General features: G+C 70.6%; 18 protein-coding genes. 8 read left to right on the top strand and 10 right to left on the bottom strand.

Features of this window, described 5'->3' with window-relative positions; genetic code table 11:
• The first annotated feature begins 166 nt into the window (after positions 1-166).
• The 3 genes from OG852_RS18220 (at position 167) to OG852_RS18210 (ending at position 3,102) form a co-directional block, all read left to right on the top strand.
• Positions 167-841 carry a transglycosylase SLT domain-containing protein gene (locus tag OG852_RS18220; protein ID WP_133912643.1) on the top strand — a complete coding sequence of 225 codons (675 nt, stop codon included), beginning with the start codon at positions 167-169 and terminating at the stop codon, positions 839-841.
• Positions 842-935: 94 nt separating this feature from the next.
• Positions 936-1,643: a transglycosylase SLT domain-containing protein gene (locus OG852_RS18215; protein ID WP_133912642.1), complete on the top strand. Its 708-nt coding sequence runs from the start codon at positions 936-938 to the stop codon at positions 1,641-1,643.
• Between the two features lie 121 nt (positions 1,644-1,764).
• Positions 1,765-3,102, top strand: coding sequence for an AI-2E family transporter (locus OG852_RS18210; RefSeq protein WP_133912641.1), 1,338 nt, complete (start codon positions 1,765-1,767; stop codon positions 3,100-3,102).
• Positions 3,103-3,106: 4 nt separating this feature from the next.
• Here the strand turns inward: OG852_RS18210 and OG852_RS18205 are convergent, their stop codons facing one another.
• A complete protein-coding gene (locus tag OG852_RS18205; protein WP_330348452.1) occupies positions 3,107-3,640 on the bottom strand; it encodes a carboxymuconolactone decarboxylase family protein in 534 nt (177 codons plus the stop codon).
• A gap of 201 nt (positions 3,641-3,841) precedes the next feature.
• On the opposite strand from OG852_RS18205, the gene OG852_RS18200 reads away from it, so the two are divergent.
• The 3 genes from OG852_RS18200 (at position 3,842) to OG852_RS18190 (ending at position 5,677) form a co-directional block, all read left to right on the top strand.
• A complete protein-coding gene (locus OG852_RS18200) occupies positions 3,842-4,762 on the top strand; it encodes a MarR family transcriptional regulator (protein ID WP_330348451.1) in 921 nt (306 codons plus the stop codon).
• A gap of 95 nt (positions 4,763-4,857) precedes the next feature.
• Positions 4,858-5,244 (top strand): roadblock/LC7 domain-containing protein, encoded by a 387-nt coding sequence (locus OG852_RS18195; RefSeq protein ID WP_330348450.1) that lies wholly within the window; start codon positions 4,858-4,860, stop codon positions 5,242-5,244.
• A 4-nt stretch (positions 5,245-5,248) separates the two neighbouring features.
• Complete coding sequence (locus OG852_RS18190; protein WP_067248480.1) at positions 5,249-5,677, top strand: hypothetical protein; 429 nt, start codon at positions 5,249-5,251, stop codon at positions 5,675-5,677.
• A 64-nt stretch (positions 5,678-5,741) separates the two neighbouring features.
• Here the strand turns inward: OG852_RS18190 and OG852_RS18185 are convergent, their stop codons facing one another.
• From OG852_RS18185 to OG852_RS18165, 5 genes are all read right to left on the bottom strand, one after another.
• Positions 5,742-8,078 (bottom strand): ABC transporter permease, encoded by a 2,337-nt coding sequence (locus OG852_RS18185; protein ID WP_330348449.1) that lies wholly within the window; start codon positions 8,076-8,078, stop codon positions 5,742-5,744.
• Positions 8,075-8,764, bottom strand: a complete 690-nt coding sequence (locus OG852_RS18180) for an ABC transporter ATP-binding protein (protein WP_133912637.1) — start codon at positions 8,762-8,764, stop codon at positions 8,075-8,077. Before OG852_RS18180 ends, OG852_RS18185 begins: the two co-directional genes overlap by 4 nt.
• Positions 8,761-9,285 carry a PadR family transcriptional regulator gene (locus OG852_RS18175; RefSeq protein ID WP_133912636.1) on the bottom strand — a complete coding sequence of 175 codons (525 nt, stop codon included), beginning with the start codon at positions 9,283-9,285 and terminating at the stop codon, positions 8,761-8,763. Before OG852_RS18175 ends, OG852_RS18180 begins: the two co-directional genes overlap by 4 nt.
• A 158-nt stretch (positions 9,286-9,443) precedes the next feature.
• Positions 9,444-9,698: a hypothetical protein gene (locus tag OG852_RS18170; RefSeq protein WP_133912635.1), complete on the bottom strand. Its 255-nt coding sequence runs from the start codon at positions 9,696-9,698 to the stop codon at positions 9,444-9,446.
• Positions 9,695-10,624 carry an SPFH domain-containing protein gene (locus OG852_RS18165; RefSeq protein ID WP_133912634.1) on the bottom strand — a complete coding sequence of 310 codons (930 nt, stop codon included), beginning with the start codon at positions 10,622-10,624 and terminating at the stop codon, positions 9,695-9,697. Before OG852_RS18165 ends, OG852_RS18170 begins: the two co-directional genes overlap by 4 nt.
• Before the next feature lie 288 nt (positions 10,625-10,912).
• Here OG852_RS18165 and OG852_RS18160 point away from each other — a divergent pair, with 288 nt between their 5' ends.
• Positions 10,913-13,372: a transglycosylase domain-containing protein gene (locus OG852_RS18160; protein WP_330348448.1), complete on the top strand. Its 2,460-nt coding sequence runs from the start codon at positions 10,913-10,915 to the stop codon at positions 13,370-13,372.
• A 100-nt stretch (positions 13,373-13,472) separates the two neighbouring features.
• Here the strand turns inward: OG852_RS18160 and OG852_RS18155 are convergent, their stop codons facing one another.
• The 4 genes from OG852_RS18155 to OG852_RS18140 form a co-directional block, all read right to left on the bottom strand.
• Positions 13,473-15,575, bottom strand: a complete 2,103-nt coding sequence (locus tag OG852_RS18155; protein WP_133912632.1) for a SpoIIE family protein phosphatase — start codon at positions 15,573-15,575, stop codon at positions 13,473-13,475.
• 325 nt (positions 15,576-15,900) lie between these two features.
• The gene (gene fomD / locus OG852_RS18150) at positions 15,901-16,593 is read right to left on the bottom strand and encodes a cytidylyl-2-hydroxypropylphosphonate hydrolase (protein WP_208117158.1); all 693 of its coding nucleotides are present in this window, start codon (positions 16,591-16,593) and stop codon (positions 15,901-15,903) included.
• 72 nt (positions 16,594-16,665) lie between these two features.
• Complete coding sequence (locus OG852_RS18145; protein ID WP_330348447.1) at positions 16,666-18,069, bottom strand: class II fumarate hydratase; 1,404 nt, start codon at positions 18,067-18,069, stop codon at positions 16,666-16,668.
• 74 nt (positions 18,070-18,143) lie between these two features.
• A complete protein-coding gene (locus OG852_RS18140) occupies positions 18,144-19,811 on the bottom strand; it encodes a fumarate hydratase (RefSeq protein ID WP_133912630.1) in 1,668 nt (555 codons plus the stop codon).
• 149 nt (positions 19,812-19,960) lie between these two features.
• On the opposite strand from OG852_RS18140, the gene OG852_RS18135 reads away from it, so the two are divergent.
• Complete coding sequence (locus OG852_RS18135; protein WP_133912629.1) at positions 19,961-20,650, top strand: DUF1707 SHOCT-like domain-containing protein; 690 nt, start codon at positions 19,961-19,963, stop codon at positions 20,648-20,650.
• Positions 20,651-20,693: the final 43 nt, after the last annotated feature.

The following is a 20,693-nucleotide window of genomic DNA, read 5'->3' as shown; positions in this document are numbered from 1 at the left end:
ACTCCATAGCGTCGCCGTATGCCGCCCGAGCACCACGCGGCGCTCCCCTCGCGGGAGTTGCCCACCGGGCCCGTGTCTCCCGTGACCCACCTTTGGGGAGGCCAGTGTCAGGGGCACGATTGCGTCCGCCAGGTCACCGAAGCGGGCGCTGCTGGAAGGAAACCGTGTGAGCCGGATCTCGGTCCGGGGATTCGCAGTGGCCTCGGCCACCGCGGTCACCGCTGTCGGAAGCGTCGTCGGCGTTGCCTCGGGCAGTGTCGCGCAGCCCAACGACGCAGAGTCGACAGCGAGCGACGCGACGCTCCTCGCTGACATACCTGCCGGCCAGCAGGCCCAGGTGCAGACCGCCACCGTGGCGCAGCAGGCCAACTACCAGGCCATCGCCGCCGACGAGGGAGCGAAGAAGGAAGCGGAGGCAGCGGCACGCAAGGCCGCCGCCGAGACCGCCGTCGCGAAGAAGGAGGCCGCCGAGAAGGCGGCCAAGGAGCGCGCGGAGGCGAAGGCCAAGGCCAGCCGCAGCGCGTCCGACTTCCCGGTCCAGAGCTCGTACACGGTCGCGCAGATCCAGGCCATGGCCGCGCAGATGGTGCCCAGCGGCCAGTTCCAGTGCTTCAGCAACATCGTGGACCACGAGTCGAGCTGGAACTACCACGCCGTCAACGCCTCCTCCGGCGCCTACGGTCTGTTCCAGGCACTGCCCGCCGGCAAGTACGCGTCCGCGGGCGCCGACTGGCAGACCAACCCGGCCACCCAGATCAAGTGGGGCCTGAACTACATGGACAGCCGGTACGGCAGCCCCTGTGAGGCGTGGTCGTTCTGGCAGGCCAACCACTGGTACTGAGCCCGAGCGGCTCCGGCCGCGCCGCTCTCTGCCGACCCCTTTCTCTCGACTCCGTTCGACTCCTCTCGACCTCACCTCGACCGAAGGATTTCGTGTGAGCCGGAACTCGGCCCGGGGGTTCGCGGTGGCCTCGGCCACCGCGGTCACCACCGTCGGCGCGGTCATGGGCGTGGCCCAGGCCCACACCGCACAGCCCAGTGACGACGCGCAGGCCACGGCGAGCGACGCGACGCTCCTCGCCGACTTACCGATAGGCGAACAGGCCCAGGTACAGACGGCCTCGCTGACCCGGCAGGCCACCACCCAGGCCATCGCCGCGGACGCCACCGCCAAGAAGCAGGCCGAGGAGACGGCCCGCAAGCAGGCGGCCGAGACCGCCGTGGCCAAGCAGAAGGCCGCCGAGGAGAAGGCACAGGCCGAGAAGGAAGCCAAGGAACGCGAGGAAGCGGAGACCAAGGCCGCCTCGGCCTCCGGCGGCAGCACCGCGAGCTTCCCGCAGCAGGCGTCGTACACCGTCGCCGAGGTCCAGGCCATCGCCCGCCAGATCGTGCCCGCCGGCCAGTTCCAGTGCTTCAGCAACATCGTGAACCACGAGTCCACGTGGAACTACCAGGCCGTCAACCCCACCTCCGGCGCCTACGGCCTCGTCCAGGCCTACCCCGGTTCCAAGATGTCGTCCGCCGGCGCCGACTGGCGCACCAACCCGGCGACACAGATCAAGTGGGGCCTGAACTACATGAACGAACGGTACGGCAGCCCCTGTGACGCCTGGGACTACTGGCAGGCCAACGGCTCCTACTGAGCCGACGCTCAACCCCGCGCAGCCCCTCCCCGTCCTCAGGTGAGGGGCCATCGCCCTGTACGGTCGGAAGCCGACGACTCCAGGGGGAGTGGTGGGGAGAGACGGGGGAAGAGGGCGGATCATGTCGCGAGTGCCAGGGTGGCTCGGCCGGCTCGGTGCCGGTCTGACCGAGATGGGTGAGCGGCTCGACGAGCGCCGCGCCGAGGTGGAGCGGGAGAGCGCCCCGGAGGAACCGGAGCCACCGGCGCCCGAGACCCCCGTGGCGCCCCCTGAGGACCTGTCACCCCCTCCCGCGCGCCCCGATCCCGCCCAGGCCGTGCCGTGGGGCGTCCGGGTCGCCGCGGAGGCCGGCTGGCGGCTGCTGGTGCTCGCCGGCACCGTGTGGGTGCTGATCAAGGTCATCAGCGCGGTCCAGCTCGTCGTCCTGGCCTTCGTGGTCGCGCTGCTGCTGACCGCCCTGCTCGAACCCACCGTGGCCCGGCTCAAGCGCATGGGGGTCCCCGGGGGGCCCGCGACCGCGCTCACCGCCATCCTCGGGTTCGTCGTCATCGGTCTGATGGGCTGGTTCGTGACCTGGCAGGTCATGGAGAACATCGACAACCTCTCCGACCAGGTCCAGGACGGCATCGAGGATCTGCGCCGCTGGCTGCTCAACAGCCCCTTCCATGTCACCGACAAGCAGATCAACGGCATCGCGAAGAACCTGCGCGAGGCGATCGGCGCCAACACCGACTCCATCACCTCCGCGGGCCTGGAGGGCGTCACCGTCGTCGTGGAGGCGCTCACCGGCATCCTGCTGGCGTTCTTCTCGACGCTGTTCCTGCTCTACGACGGCAAGCGGATCTGGGAGTGGACCCTGAAGCTGGTCCCGGCCGCCGCCCGCCCGGGCGTGGCGGGCGCGGGCCCGCGGGCCTGGGCGACCCTGACGGCGTACGTCCGGGGCACAGTCGTGGTGGCCCTCATCGACGCCATCTTCATCGGCCTCGGCATCTACTTCCTCGACGTGCCGATGGCCGTGCCGCTGGCCGTGTTCATCTTCCTGTTCTCGTTCATCCCGCTGGTCGGCGCGGTCGCCTCCGGCGCGCTGGCGGTGGTCGTGGCGCTGGTGACGCAGGGTGTGTTCACCGCCGTCATGACCCTCGTCGTGGTCCTCGCCGTGCAGCAGATCGAGGGCCACATCCTCCAGCCGTTCATCCTCGGCCGGGCGGTCCGCGTCCACCCCCTCGCCGTGGTCCTCGCGGTGGCCTCCGGCGGCCTGGTCGCGGGCATCGGCGGCGCGGTGGTCGCCGTACCCCTGGTGGCGGTGACGAACACGGTGGTGGGCTATCTGAAGGCGTACGCGCAGGAGCCGGCCCTGAGGACGTCACCGCGGCCGAGGGGGGCGACGGCGGTGGAGGTCGCGCCGGTCCACGCCGACGGGGTTCCGGCCCGTCCGGCGCCCGAGGACACGGCCCCCTGACGGGCTACTCGCCGAGGACGGCCTCCGCCTCCAGCGTCACCCCCACCGCCTGAACCACCGACGCGATCCTGACCGCCTCCTGCACCACCTCACGCCCGACCCCCGCCGAGCGCAGTGCCCGCTCGTGCGCGTCGAGACAGCTCCCACAGCCGTTGATCGCGGACACCGCGAGCGACCACAGCTCGTAGTCGGCCCTGGGGACCCCGGGGTCGCCGAGGACGTTCGTCCGCAGCCCGGCCCGCAGCCGGCCGTATGCGGGGTCGGACAGCAGATGCCGGGTGCGGTGGAAGACGTTGTTCACGGCCATCACGGCCGCCGCCGACCTGGCCGCGGTGTACGCCTCCGGCGAGAGCTCCGCCCGTGCCTGCGCTCCCAGCTCGCGCAGCACGATCGGGGAGCGGGCCGCGATCGCGCTCACCAGGACCGTGCCCCACAGCTGCTGGGCCGGCAGGTCCGAAGCGCCGATGACCGAGCCCAGATTGAGCCGCAGTTCCTTGGCGTAGTCCGGCAGGGCGGACAGCAGCGCGTTCCACGACATGTCTCTCCTCGCGTATCCACGGCGCCACCGCCGATCGGTCAAATGAGCGCCGAACAAAAAGATTTGAATGATCCGACAAGACAACTTCCGTCAGGTCGGGACAGGTAGCAAATCCCCGGCCCGGAATATACGCCGGGGCTGGTAGACATTCCCCCCTCAGCGGTACGCGTCAGGCGTATGTGCGACACGGCAAGGGGAGTGATGTCGGGCTACGAGCTGCTGGCACGCGACCTTTCCGCGTGCGTGCGCGACGGGTTCACGGGCGAGCTGAGGGTGGCGGGTTCACCCGGCGGCACCTTCCATCTGAGCGGAGGGCTGGTCGCCGCGGTCGAGTCGCCCGGCGCGCCCGGCGCGGAGGCGCTGCTGCTGCGCTCCGGGCGGATCGCCGGCGAGGAGTGGGCCGCGCTGGTGCGGGAGTCCGGCGGCGCGCGCTGGCCGGCCGCCGGGCTGATCGCCCATGGCTACGCGGGCGCCGCACAGCTGCGCGTGGTCTGTGCGATGGCCCTCCAGGACGCCGCGTTCGCAGTCGTCGCGGGCAGCGTCGACGACTGCGAACGCGGTCCGGCGATCGGGCCGCCGCCCGCCCCGGTCGCCATCGGCGAGGCGCCCACCCGGCTGCTCCAGGAGGCGGCCCGCAAGCTGTCCGCGCTGCTCTCGATGCCGTATCCGGTACGCCCCGAGCGGGAGCGTCCGCTGCCCGGCGCCCTCTCCCGCACCGCCGACCGCCTCGGCCCGATCCAGCGTGAGCTGCTCACCCACGCCGACGGCCGGCGCACCGCCCGCGACCTCGCCTTCCGTACCGGGCGCGGGGTCTACACGGTCACGGTGGCGGTCGCCCGGATGCTGGCGGAGGGGCTGCTGGAGTGCGGGGACGCGCCCGCGCCGATCCCCGTGCGGCTGCCGCCCGGCGGACAGGGCGTACGGCCACGGGAGCCCGCCCCGCCCCCGCCGCCCGTCCGGGTCCCGCCGCCCGAGCCGCCCCCCGAGCCGGCCGCCCTGCCCCGCCGCCGCCCCGGCGCCAGCGGCATCAACGAGGCCCTCGCCCCGGAGGACACCGAGGACAACGGCGGCGGCACCGGCTGGAAGGACTTCTTCCGCCTCCGCAATCCCACGCCGAAATAACCGGACCGCTCGAATGGCCGGCCCCACCGGAAAATCCGAAATCCCCCACAGAAAACAGACGGTCACATGCGATCAGAATCAGGGGAGTTGCACTTATGGACCACAAAGCCCTCGCGCGGGAGATGCGCGGTCTGCGCGAGCAGGTGACCGGTATCACCGATACCGCCCTCGCCGCGGCCGACGGGCTGCTCATCGCCGCCGACACGGCCGACTCGATCGATCCGGAGGGCCTCGCCGCCCTCGCCGCGGCCGGTCTCGGCCTCGCCCGCCGTACCTCCGAGGCGACCGCCCGGGGCGCCCTGCACCGCACGGTGACCTACGGCAGCCACGGCTGCGCCGCGTTCTACGCCGTCGGCGACACCGCGCTGATGGTCGTACTCGGAGACGAGGGGATGGACGTGGAGCGCCTGCACCGGGCGACCCAGCCGGCCCTGCGCCGCATCGATCTGATCCTCACCGAGAAAACCGCCGAAGGAGTCTGAAGGGATGGCGACGAAGCGTATGACCCCCGGTTTCTCCGATCAGGTGATGGGCCTGGTCAAGTCACTGCGTACGGATGCCCCCGACTGCGTCGCCTCCGGCGTCGTCGACATGTCGACCGGCATGCTGCTGTCCTACGAGACGGTCGACAACCACCCGCCCGAGGTCCTCGACCTGCTCGCGGGCGCGACGCTCGACCTGTTCCAGGGCCGCACGGTCGTCATGATCGAGGACGTCTTCAAGGAGCGGCGCGGCATCCAGAGCGACAACCACTTCTTCCAGGAGATCCTCGTCAACAGCGACAACCTCACCCACCTGTTCGTGAGGATGACCGAACAGCAGGACGTCGTCGCGGTGGTCGTCTGCCGCAAGTCCGTCAACGTGGGCATGCTGTTCGCGCAGGTGCGCAGGGTGGTGCGGGAGTACCAGCTCTGAACGGCCGAAGGGCCCCTCGACGGTGAGTCCGAGGGGCCCTCCAGGTCTTCCAGGAGTGTGCAGGTCACTCCGTGCGCAGCCCGTCCGGCCGCATCAGCCGCATCAGCGGCGGCAGGCTCAGCACCGTCACCAGTGCCACGACCGCCGCGCCGAAGCCGGTCATCGCCAGCACGCTCGGCCAGTCCACGCTGATCCTGGTGTCCGTCATCCTCAGCAGGATCGCGCCCAGCGTGAGCCCCACCACCATGGCCAGCACCAGACCCAGGGCGATCGGGATCGCCGTCTGCCACAGCACCGACAGGCCCAGGGTGCGCCGCCGGGTGCCGAAGGCGACCAGGGACGACAGCAGCTTGCGCCGGTCGCGCAACTGCTCCAGCTGCGACACCAGCAGGCTCGCCCCGATCAGCAGCAGCACACAGGCGGAGCCGACCAGCAGACCGGAACGGATGGACGCGTACTTCCGGTCCTTCTTGGTGGCCGACCAGGTCATCGTCGAGGCCATCGGGTCCACCTGGAAGGTGGTGTTGCGGACGTACTCGTCCGCGTCGGGCACCGACTCGTCGACCGAGAGGTACAGCTCACCGCTGACCATGTTCGCCAGCGACTTCGGCAGCGCGCCCGTCGTCATCGCGAAGCCACCGCGCCGCAGATTCCGGGGGTCCACGGCCGAGGGAACCTCCCGGATGCCCGCGGGGACGGTCCAGACGGCTTCGGGACTGTGCTCGCCCCATCCCTGGATGTAGAGCTTGGTGCCGGGCTTGTTCAGCTTCGTGGAGTCGGCGTCGTAGTCGGATCCGTTCAGGACGAACATGTCGCCGTCCTTGCAGGAGGGCAGCTCCGCCACCTCGCGCAGCGCGGCACAGTCGCCCACGGTCAGCTCCGAGCTGATCTGCGGGCCGTTCTCGCTGTTCCAGGAGGAGTCGCCGAAGTATCCCTCCCACAGCGCGGTGACCTTCGAGACGCCCTTGGTGTCGGCGAACTTCCGGGCGGTGTCCGCCAGCGGGACGCCCTCCGGCACGCTCACCTGGAGCTGCGCCCGCCGCAGATCCTGCCCGGTGGCCTCGGTGTAGTCGCCGTCGACGCCGGCGAACAGCATCTGCAGGGCGATCGCCCCGGCCACCGCCACCGCGATGCCGTTGACCATCCGGGCCGCCGTACCGCTGCTCAACTGCAGGCGTCGTACAGCCAGTTGCCAGGCCACCCCACCGGAGCCGAGCCGGGCGACGACCGTCTCCACGAGCCACGGCAGCAGGGCCGTGACCCCGACCAGGAGCAGCAGCACACCGCCGATCACCAGGTACTGGTTGAAGTCACCGTTGGTGCGGCCCTGGCCGATCATCGGGTAGAGCATCGCGAGACCGCCCACGGGCAGCAGCAGCCGCCACCACAGCCGGCGCCGGGTGGGCCTGGCCGTGCGGACCACGCCCAGCGGCTCGATGACCACGCCGCGCAGGGCGAAGAGCGTGACCAGGACGGCGGCGGCGGGCACCGCCAGCGCGACCAGCGCCGCCAGCAGGGGCGAGGGGTTGAGATAGCTGGGCCAGGCGCTCATGCCCAGCACCTCCACCGAACCCGCCACCTGCCGGCCGATCAGGAAGAACCCGGTGCCGGCGACCAGCCCGAGCAGCGCACCGGCCATCGCCTCACCGGCCGCGACCCGCCGGGTCATCCGGCCGTCGGAACCGATCAGCCTGAGCGCCGCGAGCCGGCGGTCGCGCCGCTCGCCGCCGAACCGCACGGCCGCCGCGATGAACACGGCCACCGGCATCAGCAGCACCACGATCATGACGATGATCAGCAGGAGCAGGACCGGGTCCGTCCGCTCCCGCGTCGGACGCGGGTTCCCGAACGACGTCAGCCGGGTCACCCCGCCGCCGTCGAGATGCGCGGCCAGCCCGGAGGCGCCCGCGTAGTAGGCGAGTTCCTGCGAGCCGATGAGCCCGCTCTCCCCGATCGTCCCGACGGTCCGGTACGGCAGCCGCTCCCGCAGCAGCGCGGAACCGTCGGAGGCGAGCAGCCTCTTCAGCGCCGGCGAGACGACCATCTCGCCCTGCGCGGGGTACTCGCCCACTCCGGGCGGCAGCGGCGCGCGCGGCCCCTCCGGCTCCACCATCCGCCCGCGCACGTCCTTGCCGCGGAAGGTGGTGTCGCTCGTGGCGATCAGCATGCTGTTGTCGCCCTTGGGCGGGACGTCCGCGGAGAACGAGTAGTCCAGCCGGGCCTCCTCGCGGGCGTGCCGCACCGCGAGCGCGTTCGGCAGCGCCGTCGTCAGCAGCAGCACCGCCACCCCGAGCCCCACGCCGACCGCGGTCAGCGCGGCGCGGATCCAGCCCTCCCGGCCGCCCGTGAAGGCGAACCGCACCCCCAGACCCAGATCCCGGTACCACTGCGTGACATTCATACGACCCGCTCCATGTCCCGCGACTTCCCGTCCCGTACGACGATCTCGCGGTCGGAGTAGGCGGCCACCCGTGCCTCGTGCGTCACCAGCACCACGGCCGCGTTGGCCGAGCGGGCCGCCTCGGTGAGCAGCTCCATCACCCGCTCGCCGTTCAGCGAGTCCAGCGCGCCGGTCGGCTCGTCGGCGAAGACCACCCGCGGGCTCGTGACGAGCGAGCGCGCCACCGCGACCCGCTGCCCCTGTCCGCCGGACACCTCACCCGGCCGCTTCTTGGCGAGGTCGTCGACCTCCAGCCGCTCCATCCACCCCAGGGCGGTGCGCTCGGCCTGCTTGCGCGAGGTGCCGTTCAGCCGCAGCGGCAGGGCCACGTTCTCCACACAGGTCAGCTCCGGCACGAGCTGGCCGAACTGGAACACGAACCCGAACTCCGTGCGACGCAGCCTGCTGCGCCCCGCGTCGCTCATCGTGGCGAGCTCCTGGCCGTCGTACCGGATCGAGCCGGAGTCGGGCGTCACTATGCCGGCGAGGCAGTGCAGCAGCGTCGACTTGCCGGACCCGGACGGGCCCATCACCGCGACGACCTCGCCGGGGTGGATGGAGAACTCGGCGCCGTCCAGCGCCATGGTCGGCCCGTACGCCTTCTTCAGGTCCTCGGCGACGAGCAGGGATCCCCCGGGAGCGTTCATGCGGTCACCGTGGCCTTCAGCTTGTCGAGGCGCGCGGCGGCGAGCTCCAGCCAGCGCAGGTCGGCCTCGAGATGGAACAGGGCGTGGTCGCAGATGAGCTGATCGGCCAGATCGCCCTTGCGTTTGCGGTCGGTCAGGATCCGCATGCTGCGCAGGTGCTCCGCCCGCTGGGTGTCGAGGATGTCGGCCGCGTCGCGCTCGGTGAGCAGGGCGAGGACGACCTTCGTGTACAGGGTCGACTGGAGATACGGCTCGGGCTTCTCGGGCGTGGCGAGCCAGCGCTCGACGTCGGTGATGCCGGCGTCGGTGATCGCGTACCGCTTGCGCTCGGGTCCGCCGCCCGCCTCGATGCCGTCGACCTCGACGAGGCCGTTCTTCAACAGGCGCGACATCGTCGAGTAGACCTGGCCGTAGTGGAGCGGCCGGTCGTGACCGAACTTCTCGTCGAAGGCCCGCTTCAGGTCGTAACCGTGTCGGGGCCCGGACTCCAGGAGTCCCAGGAGGGTGTGACCGATGGACATGGGCAGGACTGTACACGCGGTGTATACCCGGGGTGTATACGCGGAGTGTGGAGGTGGTGGCGGGGGGTGGGGGTGCGCAGGTGGGGCGCGATTGTCACCGTTCTGCTACAGCGCCCGATGCGTACCCCGGCCCGTCCGGCGCTTGAGGGCGAGGCCGTTCAGGCCGACGGGGGTCTGGGGGTGGAGCCCCCCGGGGGCCGACCCCGACGGGGAATCGGCCCGGCCTCCCCCGGCAGCCGCCCCGCCTCCTTCAAGGCCCTCCGCAACACGAACTCGATCTGCGCGTTCGCGGACCGCAACTCGTCCCCGGCCCACCGCGCCAACGCGTCGTACACCGCGGGGTCCAGCCGCAGCAGCACCTGCTTGCGCTGCGGCCGGCCTTGAGGGGCCGAGCCCCCGGAGGGAACCGTCACTGGTAGAGGGTCCCCGTGTTGAGCACGGGCTGCGGCGCCCGGTCCCCGCACAGCACCACCATCAGGTTGGACACCATCGCCGCCTTCCGCTCCTCGTCCAGTTCCACGATGTCCTGCTCGGCGATCCGGCTGAGCGCCGCCTCGACCATCCCGACGGCCCCGTCCACGATCTCCCGCCGCGCCGCGACCACCGCGCCCGCCTGCTGCCGCTGCAGCATCGCCGAGGCGATCTCGGGAGCGTACGCGAGATGCGTGAACCGGGACTCGATGATCCGCACACCGGCCGCCTCCACGCGCGCGTGCAGCTCGGCCGCGAGTTTCTCGGTGATCTCCTCGGCGTTGCCGCGCAGCGAGAGCCCGTCCTCGTCGTGGGAGTCGTAGGGGTACTCGATGGCGATGTGCCGTACGGCCGCCTCGGTCTGGGTGGAGACGAACTCCAGGAAGTCGTCGACCTCGAAGACGGCCTGAGCGGTGTCCTGCACCTTCCACACCACGACGGCGGCGAGCTCGATCGGGTTGCCGTAGGCGTCGTTGACCTTCAGGACGGCCGTCTCGTGGTTGCGGACGCGGGTGGAGATCTTCTCGCGGGAGGTGAAGGGGTTCACCCAGCGCAGCCCGTCCTCGCGGATGGTGCCCCGATAGCGCCCGAAGAGCTGCACCACGCGTGCCTCGCCCGGCGCGACCGTGTTCAGTCCGCACATCGACAGGAACGCGGCGAGCCCTATGAGGACGCCGCCGACGATCAGGGCAGCCTTGACGCCCGTCGCGGTCACCACGGTCGCGGTGGCGATCAGTCCGCCGCCGATCAGCAGCCCGGTCAGCCCGCCGAGCAGGGCGAGCCCGCCGCCGACGCTGTGGGCGGGGAACTCCTTCACGTGCGGGGCGGGCAGCTCGGGCACGTCGACCGAGGAAGTCTCTGTGGGCATGGGTGATTCCCCCCGTTCATTCAGGTGTGTACCGCTTGCCGGCGGCCACACGTAAGCATCGCTCTAGCTAAGTGATATCACTTAATGAGCGTTTGGCAACCCTCGGAGCGTTCCAGTCGTCGAACGAGGTGACGTGGTGCGCCGGTTTCCCGGCGGGGTGCTGATTCTCACCCCCTCCGAACACCGGACCGAGGCCTCTTCGACACAGCCGACGGTGTTAGCTTTCTGAGCTGACCTGCCTCCTGGCACTGGTGTGACTGCCGAGTACGAAGCGGAGCGAGCGGACTCATGGGACGAGCGGACGAGAGACGAGCGCGGCAGAGCGGTGGCCGTCGCGCGGCGCCCAAGAACCGCTCACCGCGAAGAGAGGCCCCGCCGACGCGCGGCGCGTCGCGCTCGGCCGTGGAGGCCCCCGACACCCCGGAGGCTCCCGACACCACCGCCCCCGTACCCGGCGGCCGCGCGGCCGCGCGCAGGGCGGCGGCCGGCAAGAAGGGCGGCCGCGGCGCCAAGGGCGGCAAGAAGCAGAAGAGCCTCATACGCCGGATCTTCACCTGGAAGAAGATCCTCGGCGCCTTCCTCATCATGACCACCGCCGTCATCGGCGCCCTCGTCTGGCTGTACGTCAGCACGCCGATCCCCGCGGGCAATCCCGACGCCAAGCTGCAGAGCAACGTCTACAAGTACAAGGACGGCTCGATCGCCACCCGCGACGGAGACGTCAACCGTGAGAACGTCGACCTCTCCAAGGTCCCCAAGCCGGTCCAGCACACCTTCGTCGCCGCCGAGAACAAGACCTTCTACAACGACTCCGGCGTCGACCTGAGGGGCACCACCCGAGGCATCCTCAACACCCTCATGGGCAAGGGCGCGCAGGGCGGTTCGACGATCACCCAGCAGTACGTCAAGAACTACTACCTGAGCCAGGAACAGACCGTCACGCGCAAGCTGAAGGAACTGATCATCTCGCTCAAGCTGGACCGGGAGAAGGACAAGAACTACATCCTGGCCGGCTACATCAACACCAGCTACTACGGCCGTGGCGCCTACGGCATCCAGGCCGCCGCCCAGGCCTACTACCGCGTCGACGCCGGCAAACTCTCCGTCGAGCAGGGCGCCTACCTCGCCGCGCTGCTCCAGGCCCCGAGCCAGTACGACTGGGCCGTCGCCACCGACACCGGCAAACGTCTGGTAAAGGCCCGCTGGAACTACGTCCTCGACAACATGGTCGAGCAGAAGTGGCTCGACAAGAGCAAGCGCGAGGAGATGACGTTCCCGGAGCCCCTGGCGCCGAAGGCCGCACCCGGCCAGGAGGGCCAGACCGGCTACCTGGTGTTCGCGGCCAACGTCGAACTGGCCAAGCAGCTCGTCGCCACGGGGGTCGCCGACGACTTCGAGTCCGCCACCGCCCTGATCAAGAAGGGCGGCTGGAACATCGAGCTCAACATCGACAAGAAGAAGCAGAAGGCGCTGGAGACGGCGGTCAAGGAACAGCTCACCAGCAAGCTCGACGCCAAGAAGCGCTCGGTCGACGGTGACGTCCAGGCCGGCGCGGTCTCGGTGGACCCGAAGACGGGCGCCGTGGTGGCGATGTACGGCGGCAAGGGCTACACCGAGCACTACGTCAACAACGCCACCCGCACCGACTACCAGCCCGCCTCCACCTTCAAGCCGGTGATCCTCGCCGCGGCCTTCGACGAGAACGCCAAGACGCAGGACGGCGACGAGATCACCGCCAACACGCTCTACGACGGCACCAGCAAGCGCCCCGTCGTCGGCAGCGACATCGGCTTCGCGCCGGAGAACGAGGACGACCAGGACTACGGCGACGTCACCGTGCAGACGGCGCTGAACAAGTCCATCAACTCCGTCTTCGCGCAGATGGGTGTCGACGTCGGCATGGACAAGGTGCTGAAGGTCGCCGACGACCTCGGCATGGACACCAAGGACCTGAAGGCGGTGCCGGCCCAGACCCTCGGCACCATGGGCGCCAGCCCCCTTCAGATGGCCGGCGTCTACGCCACCCTCGACAACCACGGCAAGAAGGTCACCCCGGCGCTGATCAAGTCGGCGACCAACAGCGCCTACCCGAGCTTCAAGCACACCGACCCCATCGGCGAACAGGTCATCGACCGGGAGGCCGCCGACTCGGTCACCTCGGTCCTCACCGGCGTGGTCGACGACGGTACGGCCAAGAAGTCGGTGCGGGACAACCCGCTGCGCAAGGGCCAGAAGGTGGCCGGCAAGACCGGTACCTCCGACAACAACAAGTCGGCCTGGTTCACCGGCTACACCCCCGACCTGGTGACCTCGGTCGGCCTGTTCGGCGAGGACGCCAAGACCGGCGCCCAGGTCACCCTGACCGGTGCGACGACGGGCCTGACCACGGTCGCGGGTCGCATCAACGGTGGTGGTTTCCCGGCGCAGATCTGGGCGGCGTACACCTTCGGCGTCTCCACCAAGGTCACCAAGTTCGACCTGGAGACCGACCAGGGCGCGGCGGTCCAGACGGCGTCCCCGTCCCCCACCAGCTCCCCCTCGTCGAGCCCGACCCCGTCCAACACCCCCACGACGGCGAACACCCCCACGAACACCCCCACGACCGGGGCACCGACGCCGACGAACACCCCCACGAACACGCCGACGAGCCCGGAACCCACGGGCAACACCCCGACAGCACCGTCGACCGGCGAGCCAACGGTGGACCCGACCGACCCAACGGACCCACTCAGCGGCGACGGCCAGTAACCACGTACAAGAGAGGGCGCCCGATCACCACCGGGCGCCCTCTCTCGCGTCAGGGGCGCGGGGGAACTGCGCGATCAAGCCCCACCGGCCCGCAGCCGATCTACGACCGATTCAACTCGAACCACACAACCTTGCCGGTACTGAGCCGCGTGGCCCCCCACCGCCGAGCCAGCCGATTGACCAGATACAGCCCCCGCCCACCCTCATCGGTGGCCCGAGCCTGCCGCAGACGGGGCAGTTGAGGCACATCGTCCCCGACCTCGCACCGCAACACATCGGTACGCAGAAGCCTCAACGTGACCGGCCGGGAGGCATACCGCACCGCGTTGGTGACGACCTCACTCACCAGCAGCTCCACGGAGTCGGTCAGATCCTCCATCCCCCACCGGGACAACGCCCGCCGGGCCAGCCGCCGGGCACGGCCGGGCGCCGCGTCCTCCGGCTCCAGGAACCAGTACGCCACATCGCTCGGCGCGATCCCGTCGAAGCGGGCCGCGAGCAGCGCGATGTCGTCGTCCCGGTCGCCCGGCCCGAGCATGTCGAGCACCTCGTCGCACAGCGCCTCCAGCGGCGGCGGATGATCGGGCCCCGTGAGCTGCGCGGTCGCGGCCAGCTTCTCCCGCAACTGCTCTATCCCGGTCGCCACGTCCCGCAGCCGGGACTCCACCAGGCCGTCGGTGTACAGCAGCAGCGTCGCCCCGGCCGGCGCGTCCAGCTCGACCGCCTCGAAGTCGACCCCGCCCACGCCGATCGGCGCCCCCGGCGGCACCCGCAGCACCTCGGCCCGGCCGCCCAGATGCAGCAGGACCGGCGGGGGATGTCCGGCGTTGGCGATGGTGATGCGATGCGATACGGGGTCGTAGACGGCGTACAGGCAGGTCGCCATCCGGTCGGAGCCCAGCCGCTGAGCCTGCTCGTCGAGATGGTGCAGGACCTCCTGCGGGGGCAGGTCGAGCCCGGCCAGGGTCTGCGCGGTGGTCCGCAGCTGTCCCATGATCGCGGCCGAGGTCATCGAATGACCCATGACATCGCCCACGACCAGCGCCACCCGGCTGCCCGGCAGCGGGATCGCGTCGTACCAGTCGCCGCCGACCCGCGCGGTCTCCGCCGCCGGCAGATAGCGGGACGCGAGCCGTACGCCCGTCGGCCGGGGCAGATGCTCCGGGAGCATCGTGCGCTGCAGCTCGTCGGCGATGTACGCCTCGCGGTCGTACAGCACCGCCTTGTCGATGCCCAGCGCGCTGTGGGTCGCGAGCTGCGCCGCCACCAGCAGGTCGTCGGTCTCGAACGGGAAGCGCTCCGGGCGGCGCAGGAAGACCGCCGCGCCGATCACCCGCCGCCGGCCGCGCAGCGGGGCCAGAATGGCCCGCTGGCCGCAGGGGATGACCAAGGTGCTGTCCTCGCCCAGGAGTTCGGGCAGCGCCGCACGGGCGGCCGGGCTGTCCGCGAACACCGGACGCACCCCGCGCAGTACCTCGGCGAGCGCCCCGCCGGGCCGCACCTCGCACAGTTCGGCGATCGCGGAGGACAACTCGGCGCTCAGCTCGGAGGGCTCCGGCGGCGGCAGGGCGAGCGCGGCGAAGCCGGTCTCGGTGTCGCGCTCCTCCGGGATGCGGTCGGTGCGCCGCAGCCGCAGCATGACGCGGTCGGCCACCGGCCGTTCGTCGCCGACCGGCAGCGGGTCGCGCAGATAGACGAGGATCGCGTCGGAGAAGGTCGGCACGGTGGCCCGGCACAGCCCCATCACGATCTCGTCGAGGTCCAGACCACGGGCGATCCGCCGGGTCGCGGCGCCCACGAAACGCAGCCGGTCCCCGTCCCTGCGCATCGGTGTGGGCCGCCCGGGCGTCACCCCTTGCCCCGTACGACGCTCTGAGCGCGTGTCACCGCCCGGCTGGGCCGGGATGGACTCGGGCGCCGGACGCGGCCGGTGACTGTCGGGTTCCACTCCGGCCGCCGGCTGGGAGTGCTCGGCCTGTGAACCGGCCGGATCCGTTCCCTGGGCACTCTTGTTTCCCTTGCTGCCCTTCCCGCTGGTGGCCAACGGCGCGGTGGTGCCAGGGCCGTCCTCCGCGCGGCCCTGGGAGGCGGCGGGAGGTAAGGCGTCCGAGGCGTCCGGGGCCTGGGTATGCAGGAGCCCCCCGCGGGCATCCGTGGGGTCGACGCCCTGGGGGCGTTCGTAGCTGGTGGGCTGCTCCGTCACGCGTGTCGAATCCGTCCGTCCGGGGCTGCGCGGCGCGCACACAGTTGGTCCCGCAGAAAATCCGATACCCGGAATAGCTGTCCCCGGAACGGATTTCCCGCGTGGTCAGAGGCTGTTCCTGTGCCACCGGAGGGCCGGGCGCGGCCCTGGCGGCGGACACCGACCGTACGGTCGGCCCCGCCCGTGTTGCCCTCGTACCCCTCGCTCACGTCCTGCCGCCCCTCGGTGACGTTCGGTCAGACCCGGTGTCGGCCCCGGGAGTTGCTGTTCGATGGTCTTGCGGAGGACGATCCTACGTTTCCTGCCCGGGGGCGCATCAAGGGTCTCATGTGGACATGTGCGCCGGGACGCGGTCCCAGTCCTCCGGAAGCAACGGTACGGCCCAGGAGGGATCCGGGCGCCAGTGCTGCCAGCCCTTGTTGAACGGGGCCTCCCAGGCGCGGATCACCTCCACCGCCGCGCGGCCGGCCTCCTGCACCCGCCCGGCGACGGCGGTGTCCATCAGCCCGTCCTGCTGGGCCTGCGCGAACTCGTCCTCGTCGCGCCAGTCCCAACTGCGATCCGGGTACACGCAGATGTCCAGAAAGTGATCCTCGGAGTCCACTCCGCCGTCCCAACGGGCCAGCGGCTCCTCCAGATTGACGTACCAGTTCTTGAACTGCCAGCCCGGCTCCCAGAACAGCCACACCGACCAGGGGTCGCCGGGCCGGGCCAGCTTCAGCACCCCGGTGCCGAACCAGCGGTCGAGCTGGACGGTCCGGGGCTTGGTGTAGCGCGTCGGGAGCGGTTCCTGGTGCAGCGGGGTGCCGTCGGCGAGCACGGGCTTGACGACCTGGGTGCCGGGCGCGAGCCAGACCGCGAGCAGCTCCTCGTCGTCACGGACCACGGTGACCGGGCGGGCGATGTGGAAGCCCGGGCCGCCGTTCTCGCGGTAGCGCCACAGGACCCGGTCCCCGGGCGCCCAGTGGGCCGTCGTACCACCTGTTCCCACGCGTCTCACCGCTCCACCGTCTGCCATGCACAGATATTAGGTGCCATGGGCATACGACGCTGCGGCGCGCGTCACGGTTCTGCGCGCCGCGCGGAAAGGTTACGGGCGTGTCATCCGCAGGACATCCAGGGCCTCGTCGAGCTGTTCGACCGTCAGCCTGCCGCCCTCCACATACCCGCTTTCGAGGACGACCTGGCGGATCGTCTTGCGCTGCGCGAGCGCCTTCTTGGCGACCTTGGCGGCCTCCTCGTAGCCGATGTATTTGTTGAGCGGGGTGACGACGGACGGTGACGACTCGGCGTACTCCCGGGCCCGCTCCCGGTGCGCGACGATTCCGTCGACGGTCCGGTCGGCGAGCAGCCGGGAGACGTTGGCGAGCAGCCGGATCGACTCCAGCACGTTCTTGGCGATGACCGGGAGCATCACGTTCAGCTCGAAGTTGCCGGCCGCGCCGGCGGCGGCGACGGTGGCGTCGTTGCCCATGACCTGCGCGGCGACCATCAGCACGGCCTCCGGGATCACCGGGTTCACCTTGCCGGGCATGATCGAGGAGCCGGGCTGGAGGTCGGGCAGCGAGATCTCCGCGAGCCCCGTCCTCGGCCCCGAGGACATCCACCGCAGATCATTGGCGATCTTCGTGAGCGAGACCGCGATGGTCCGCAGCTGCCCGCTGGTCTCCACGATCCCGTCGCGGGCGCCCTGCGCCTCGAAGTGGTCCCGGGCCTCGGTCAGCGGCAGCCCGGTGGCGCGGGCGACCTCCGCGATGACGGCGGCGGAGAAGCCGGGCGGGGTGTTGATCCCGGTCCCGACGGCGGTGCCGCCCAGCGGCAGCTCGGCGAGCCGGGGCAGGGAGGCCGTGAGCCGCTCGACGCCGTAGCGCACCTGGGCGGCGTACCCGGCGAACTCCTGACCGAGCGTCACGGGCGTGGCGTCCATCAGATGGGTCCGCCCGGACTTCACGACGTCCGTGAACTCCTCCGCCTTGCGGCCGAGCGCCTCGGCGAGGTGCTCCAGGGCCGGGATCAGGTCCCGGGTGACGGCGGCGGTGGCGGCGATGTGGATGCTGGACGGGAACACGTCGTTGGACGACTGCGACGCGTTGACGTGATCATTGGGATGGACGCCCCGGCCGAGCCGCTCGCTCGCCAGCGTGGCGATGACCTCGTTGGTGTTCATGTTCGACGAGGTCCCCGACCCCGTCTGGAACACGTCCACCGGGAAGTGCGCGTCCCAGGCCCCCTCGGCGACCTCCGCCGCCGCGTCCTGGACGGCCTCCGCCACGTCCTTGTCGAGCACCCCGAGTTCGGCGTTCACCTTCGCGGCGGCACCCTTGATCCGCGCCAGCGCCTCGATGTGCGCCCGCTCGATCCGCTGCCCGGACACGGGAAAGTTCTCCACGGCCCGCTGCGTCTGCGCCCGCCACTTGGCATCCGCCGGGACGCGTACCTCGCCCATGGAGTCGTGCTCGACGCGGTAGCCGCCCTTGTCCTGCTCGTCGGTCATCGACGATCACCTCCACAGGGGACAGCATCGCGGACCCGCCCGCTGTTCCCGTGGAGGCGACTCGTCGCGCGCGGTCAGACCAGGCCGGGACCCCGCACCGGAATGGAGGTGAACGTGGGGGCCGGGGCCGGGTCCTTGAAGAAGTCGTTGCCCTTGTCGTCGACGACGATGAACGCCGGGAAGTCCTCGACCTCGATCTTCCAGACGGCCTCCATGCCGAGCTCCTCGTACTCGACGACCTCGACCTTCTTGATGCAGTCCTGGGCGAGGCGGGCGGCGGGGCCGCCGATGGAGCCGAGGTAGAAGCCGCCGTGGCTGCCACAGGCGTCGGTGACCTGCTGGGAGCGGTTGCCCTTGGCCAGCATCACCTTGGAGCCGCCCGCCGCCTGGAACTGCTCGACGTAGGAGTCCATCCGGCCGGCGGTCGTCGGACCGAAGGAGCCGGACGCGTAGCCCTCGGGGGTCTTCGCCGGGCCCGCGTAGTACACCGGGTGGTCCTTCAGATACTGCGGCATCTCCTCGCCCGCGTCCAGCCGCTCCTTGATCTTGGCGTGCGCGATGTCCCGGGCCACGACCAGCGGACCGGACAGCGAGAGACGCGTCTTCACCGGGTACTTCGTCAGCTCGGCGAGGATGTCGTCCATCGGCTGGTTGAGGTCGACCCGGACCACGTCGGACGACTCGTCCAGGTGCTCGTCCGTGGTCTCCGGCAGGAACCGCGCCGGGTCGGTCTCCAGCTGCTCCAGGAAGACACCCTCGGCCGTGATCTTCGCGACGGCCTGGCGGTCGGCGGAGCAGGACACGGCGATGGCGACCGGGCAGGACGCGCCGTGCCGGGGGAGCCGCACCACGCGCACGTCGTGGCAGAAGTACTTGCCGCCGAACTGCGCCCCGATCCCGATCCTCTGCGTCAGCTCGAAGACCTTCTCCTCGAGCTCCTTGTCCCGGAAGCCGTGACCGAGCGGCGAGCCCTCGGCCGGGATCTCGTCCAGGTAGTGCGCGGAGGCGTACTTCGCGGTCTTCAGCGCGTACTCCGCGGACGTGCCGCCGACGACGATCGCCAGGTGGTACGGCGGACAGGCGGCCGTGCCCAGCGAGCGGATCTTCTCCTCCAGGAACTTCATCATGGAGGCCTCGTTCAGGACGGCCTTCGTCTCCTGGTAGAGGAACGACTTGTTGGCCGAGCCGCCGCCCTTGGCCATGAACAGGAACTTGTACGCGCCGCCGTCGGTGGCGTACAGCTCGATCTGGGCCGGGAGGTTGGAGCCGGTGTTCTTCTCCTCCCACATGGTGAGCGGAGCCATCTGCGAGTAGCGCAGGTTGAGGTTGAGGTAGGCGTCGTAGATGCCCCGGCTGAGGGCCTCCTCGTCGCCGCCCTCGGTCAGCACGTTCTGCCCGCGCTTGCCCATGACGATCGCCGTGCCGGTGTCCTGGCACATCGGCAGCACGCCCGCCGCCGCGATGTTCGCGTTCTTCAGCAGGTCCAGCGCGACGAACTTGTCGTTGCTCGACGCCTCGGGGTCGTCGATGATCCGCCTGAGCTGGGCGAGGTGGGCGGGCCGCAGATAGTGCTGGATGTCGTGGATGGCCTCCGCGGCGAGCTTGCGCAGCGCCTCCGGCTCCACCTTGAGGAACGTCCGCCCGTCGGCCTCGAAGGTGGAGACACCCTCGGAGGTCACCAGCCGGTACGGGGTGGTGTCCTCTCCCATGGGGAGCAGATCGGTGTACGCGAACTCAGGCATCGCAGCCCATTCCTCACTCTGCAGACGGCGGCCCGCCGACACTGGCGGGCCCCACCAGCGTAGAACCTGCCTCTGACACCGAGCTTGTGAGGTAAGGCTCAGTCGGCGTGGGGCTATCGCGATCTATCGTGTGTGGGTAGGCTGGTTCCGTGGACCTTCAGAAGCAGACCGCCGCCGCCCCCGCACCGCCCGCCCAGCTGCGCGCGTCGGACGCCGACCGCGACCGGGTCGCGGACATCCTGCGCGAGGCCCTGGCCGAGGGCCGGCTCACCGCCGACGAGCACGCCGAGCGCGTGGAGGGTGTGCTGGCCGCCAAGACGGTCGGGGAGCTGGAGGTCTTCATGGGGGACCTGCCCGCCGCCCACACCCGCCGTGCGGCACCCGGTGGTGCCCCGAGCCACCCCGCCGCCGGAGCCATCCCCGCCGACCCCGACGACAACGTCGTCGCGGTGTTCAGCAGCGCCAGCCGCCGGGGCCGCTGGCGCGCGGGCCGCCGTATCCACGCGTACGCGATCTTCGGCAGCGTCGAGATCGACCTCAGCGAGGCCCTCTTCGAGTATCAGCAGGTCATGGTCAAGGCCTGGGCGGTCTTCGGCAACGTCGAGGTGTACGTCCCGGAGAACGTGTCGCTGCGCGGCACCGGCGGCGGCGTCCTCGGCAACTTCGAGGTGGACGCCCTCGACTCGCCCGAACCCGACGCCCCCGTGGTCTACGTCGACGGCTGGGCGGTCCTCGGCAACATCGAGGGCCGGCCGAAGCGCGGCAGACTCGTCGCGGACATCCTCGACCGGGTGCAGCGCAAGGTCGACAGGGGTTTGCGCAAACACCTGGGTCATTGACGGTCGTGAATCAGCGGTTCGGGACGGAGTGCATAGGCGCGCG

It is taken from the genome of Streptomyces sp. NBC_00582, assembly GCF_036345155.1.
GTDB lineage: Bacteria > Actinomycetota > Actinomycetes > Streptomycetales > Streptomycetaceae > Streptomyces.
This window is presented reverse-complemented; position numbering and strand designations above follow the sequence as displayed.

Excerpts from the sequence above, each read along its gene's own strand:
- OG852_RS18210 (WP_133912641.1), top strand. The coding sequence starts at position 1,765 with ATGTCGCGAGTGCCAGGGTGGCTCGGCCGGCTCGGTGCCGGTCTGACC.
- OG852_RS18205 (WP_330348452.1), bottom strand. The coding sequence starts at position 3,640 with ATGTCGTGGAACGCGCTGCTGTCCGCCCTGCCGGACTACGCCAAGGAA.
- OG852_RS18200 (WP_330348451.1), top strand. The coding sequence starts at position 3,842 with ATGTCGGGCTACGAGCTGCTGGCACGCGACCTTTCCGCGTGCGTGCGC.
- OG852_RS18195 (WP_330348450.1), top strand. The coding sequence starts at position 4,858 with ATGGACCACAAAGCCCTCGCGCGGGAGATGCGCGGTCTGCGCGAGCAG.
- OG852_RS18190 (WP_067248480.1), top strand. The coding sequence starts at position 5,249 with ATGGCGACGAAGCGTATGACCCCCGGTTTCTCCGATCAGGTGATGGGC.
- OG852_RS18185 (WP_330348449.1), bottom strand. The coding sequence starts at position 8,078 with ATGAATGTCACGCAGTGGTACCGGGATCTGGGTCTGGGGGTGCGGTTC.
- OG852_RS18180 (WP_133912637.1), bottom strand. The coding sequence starts at position 8,764 with ATGAACGCTCCCGGGGGATCCCTGCTCGTCGCCGAGGACCTGAAGAAG.
- OG852_RS18175 (WP_133912636.1), bottom strand. The coding sequence starts at position 9,285 with ATGTCCATCGGTCACACCCTCCTGGGACTCCTGGAGTCCGGGCCCCGA.
- OG852_RS18165 (WP_133912634.1), bottom strand. The coding sequence starts at position 10,624 with ATGCCCACAGAGACTTCCTCGGTCGACGTGCCCGAGCTGCCCGCCCCG.
- OG852_RS18160 (WP_330348448.1), top strand. The coding sequence starts at position 10,913 with ATGGGACGAGCGGACGAGAGACGAGCGCGGCAGAGCGGTGGCCGTCGC.
- fomD (WP_208117158.1), bottom strand. The coding sequence starts at position 16,593 with ATGGCAGACGGTGGAGCGGTGAGACGCGTGGGAACAGGTGGTACGACG.
- OG852_RS18145 (WP_330348447.1), bottom strand. The coding sequence starts at position 18,069 with ATGACCGACGAGCAGGACAAGGGCGGCTACCGCGTCGAGCACGACTCC.
- OG852_RS18140 (WP_133912630.1), bottom strand. The coding sequence starts at position 19,811 with ATGCCTGAGTTCGCGTACACCGATCTGCTCCCCATGGGAGAGGACACC.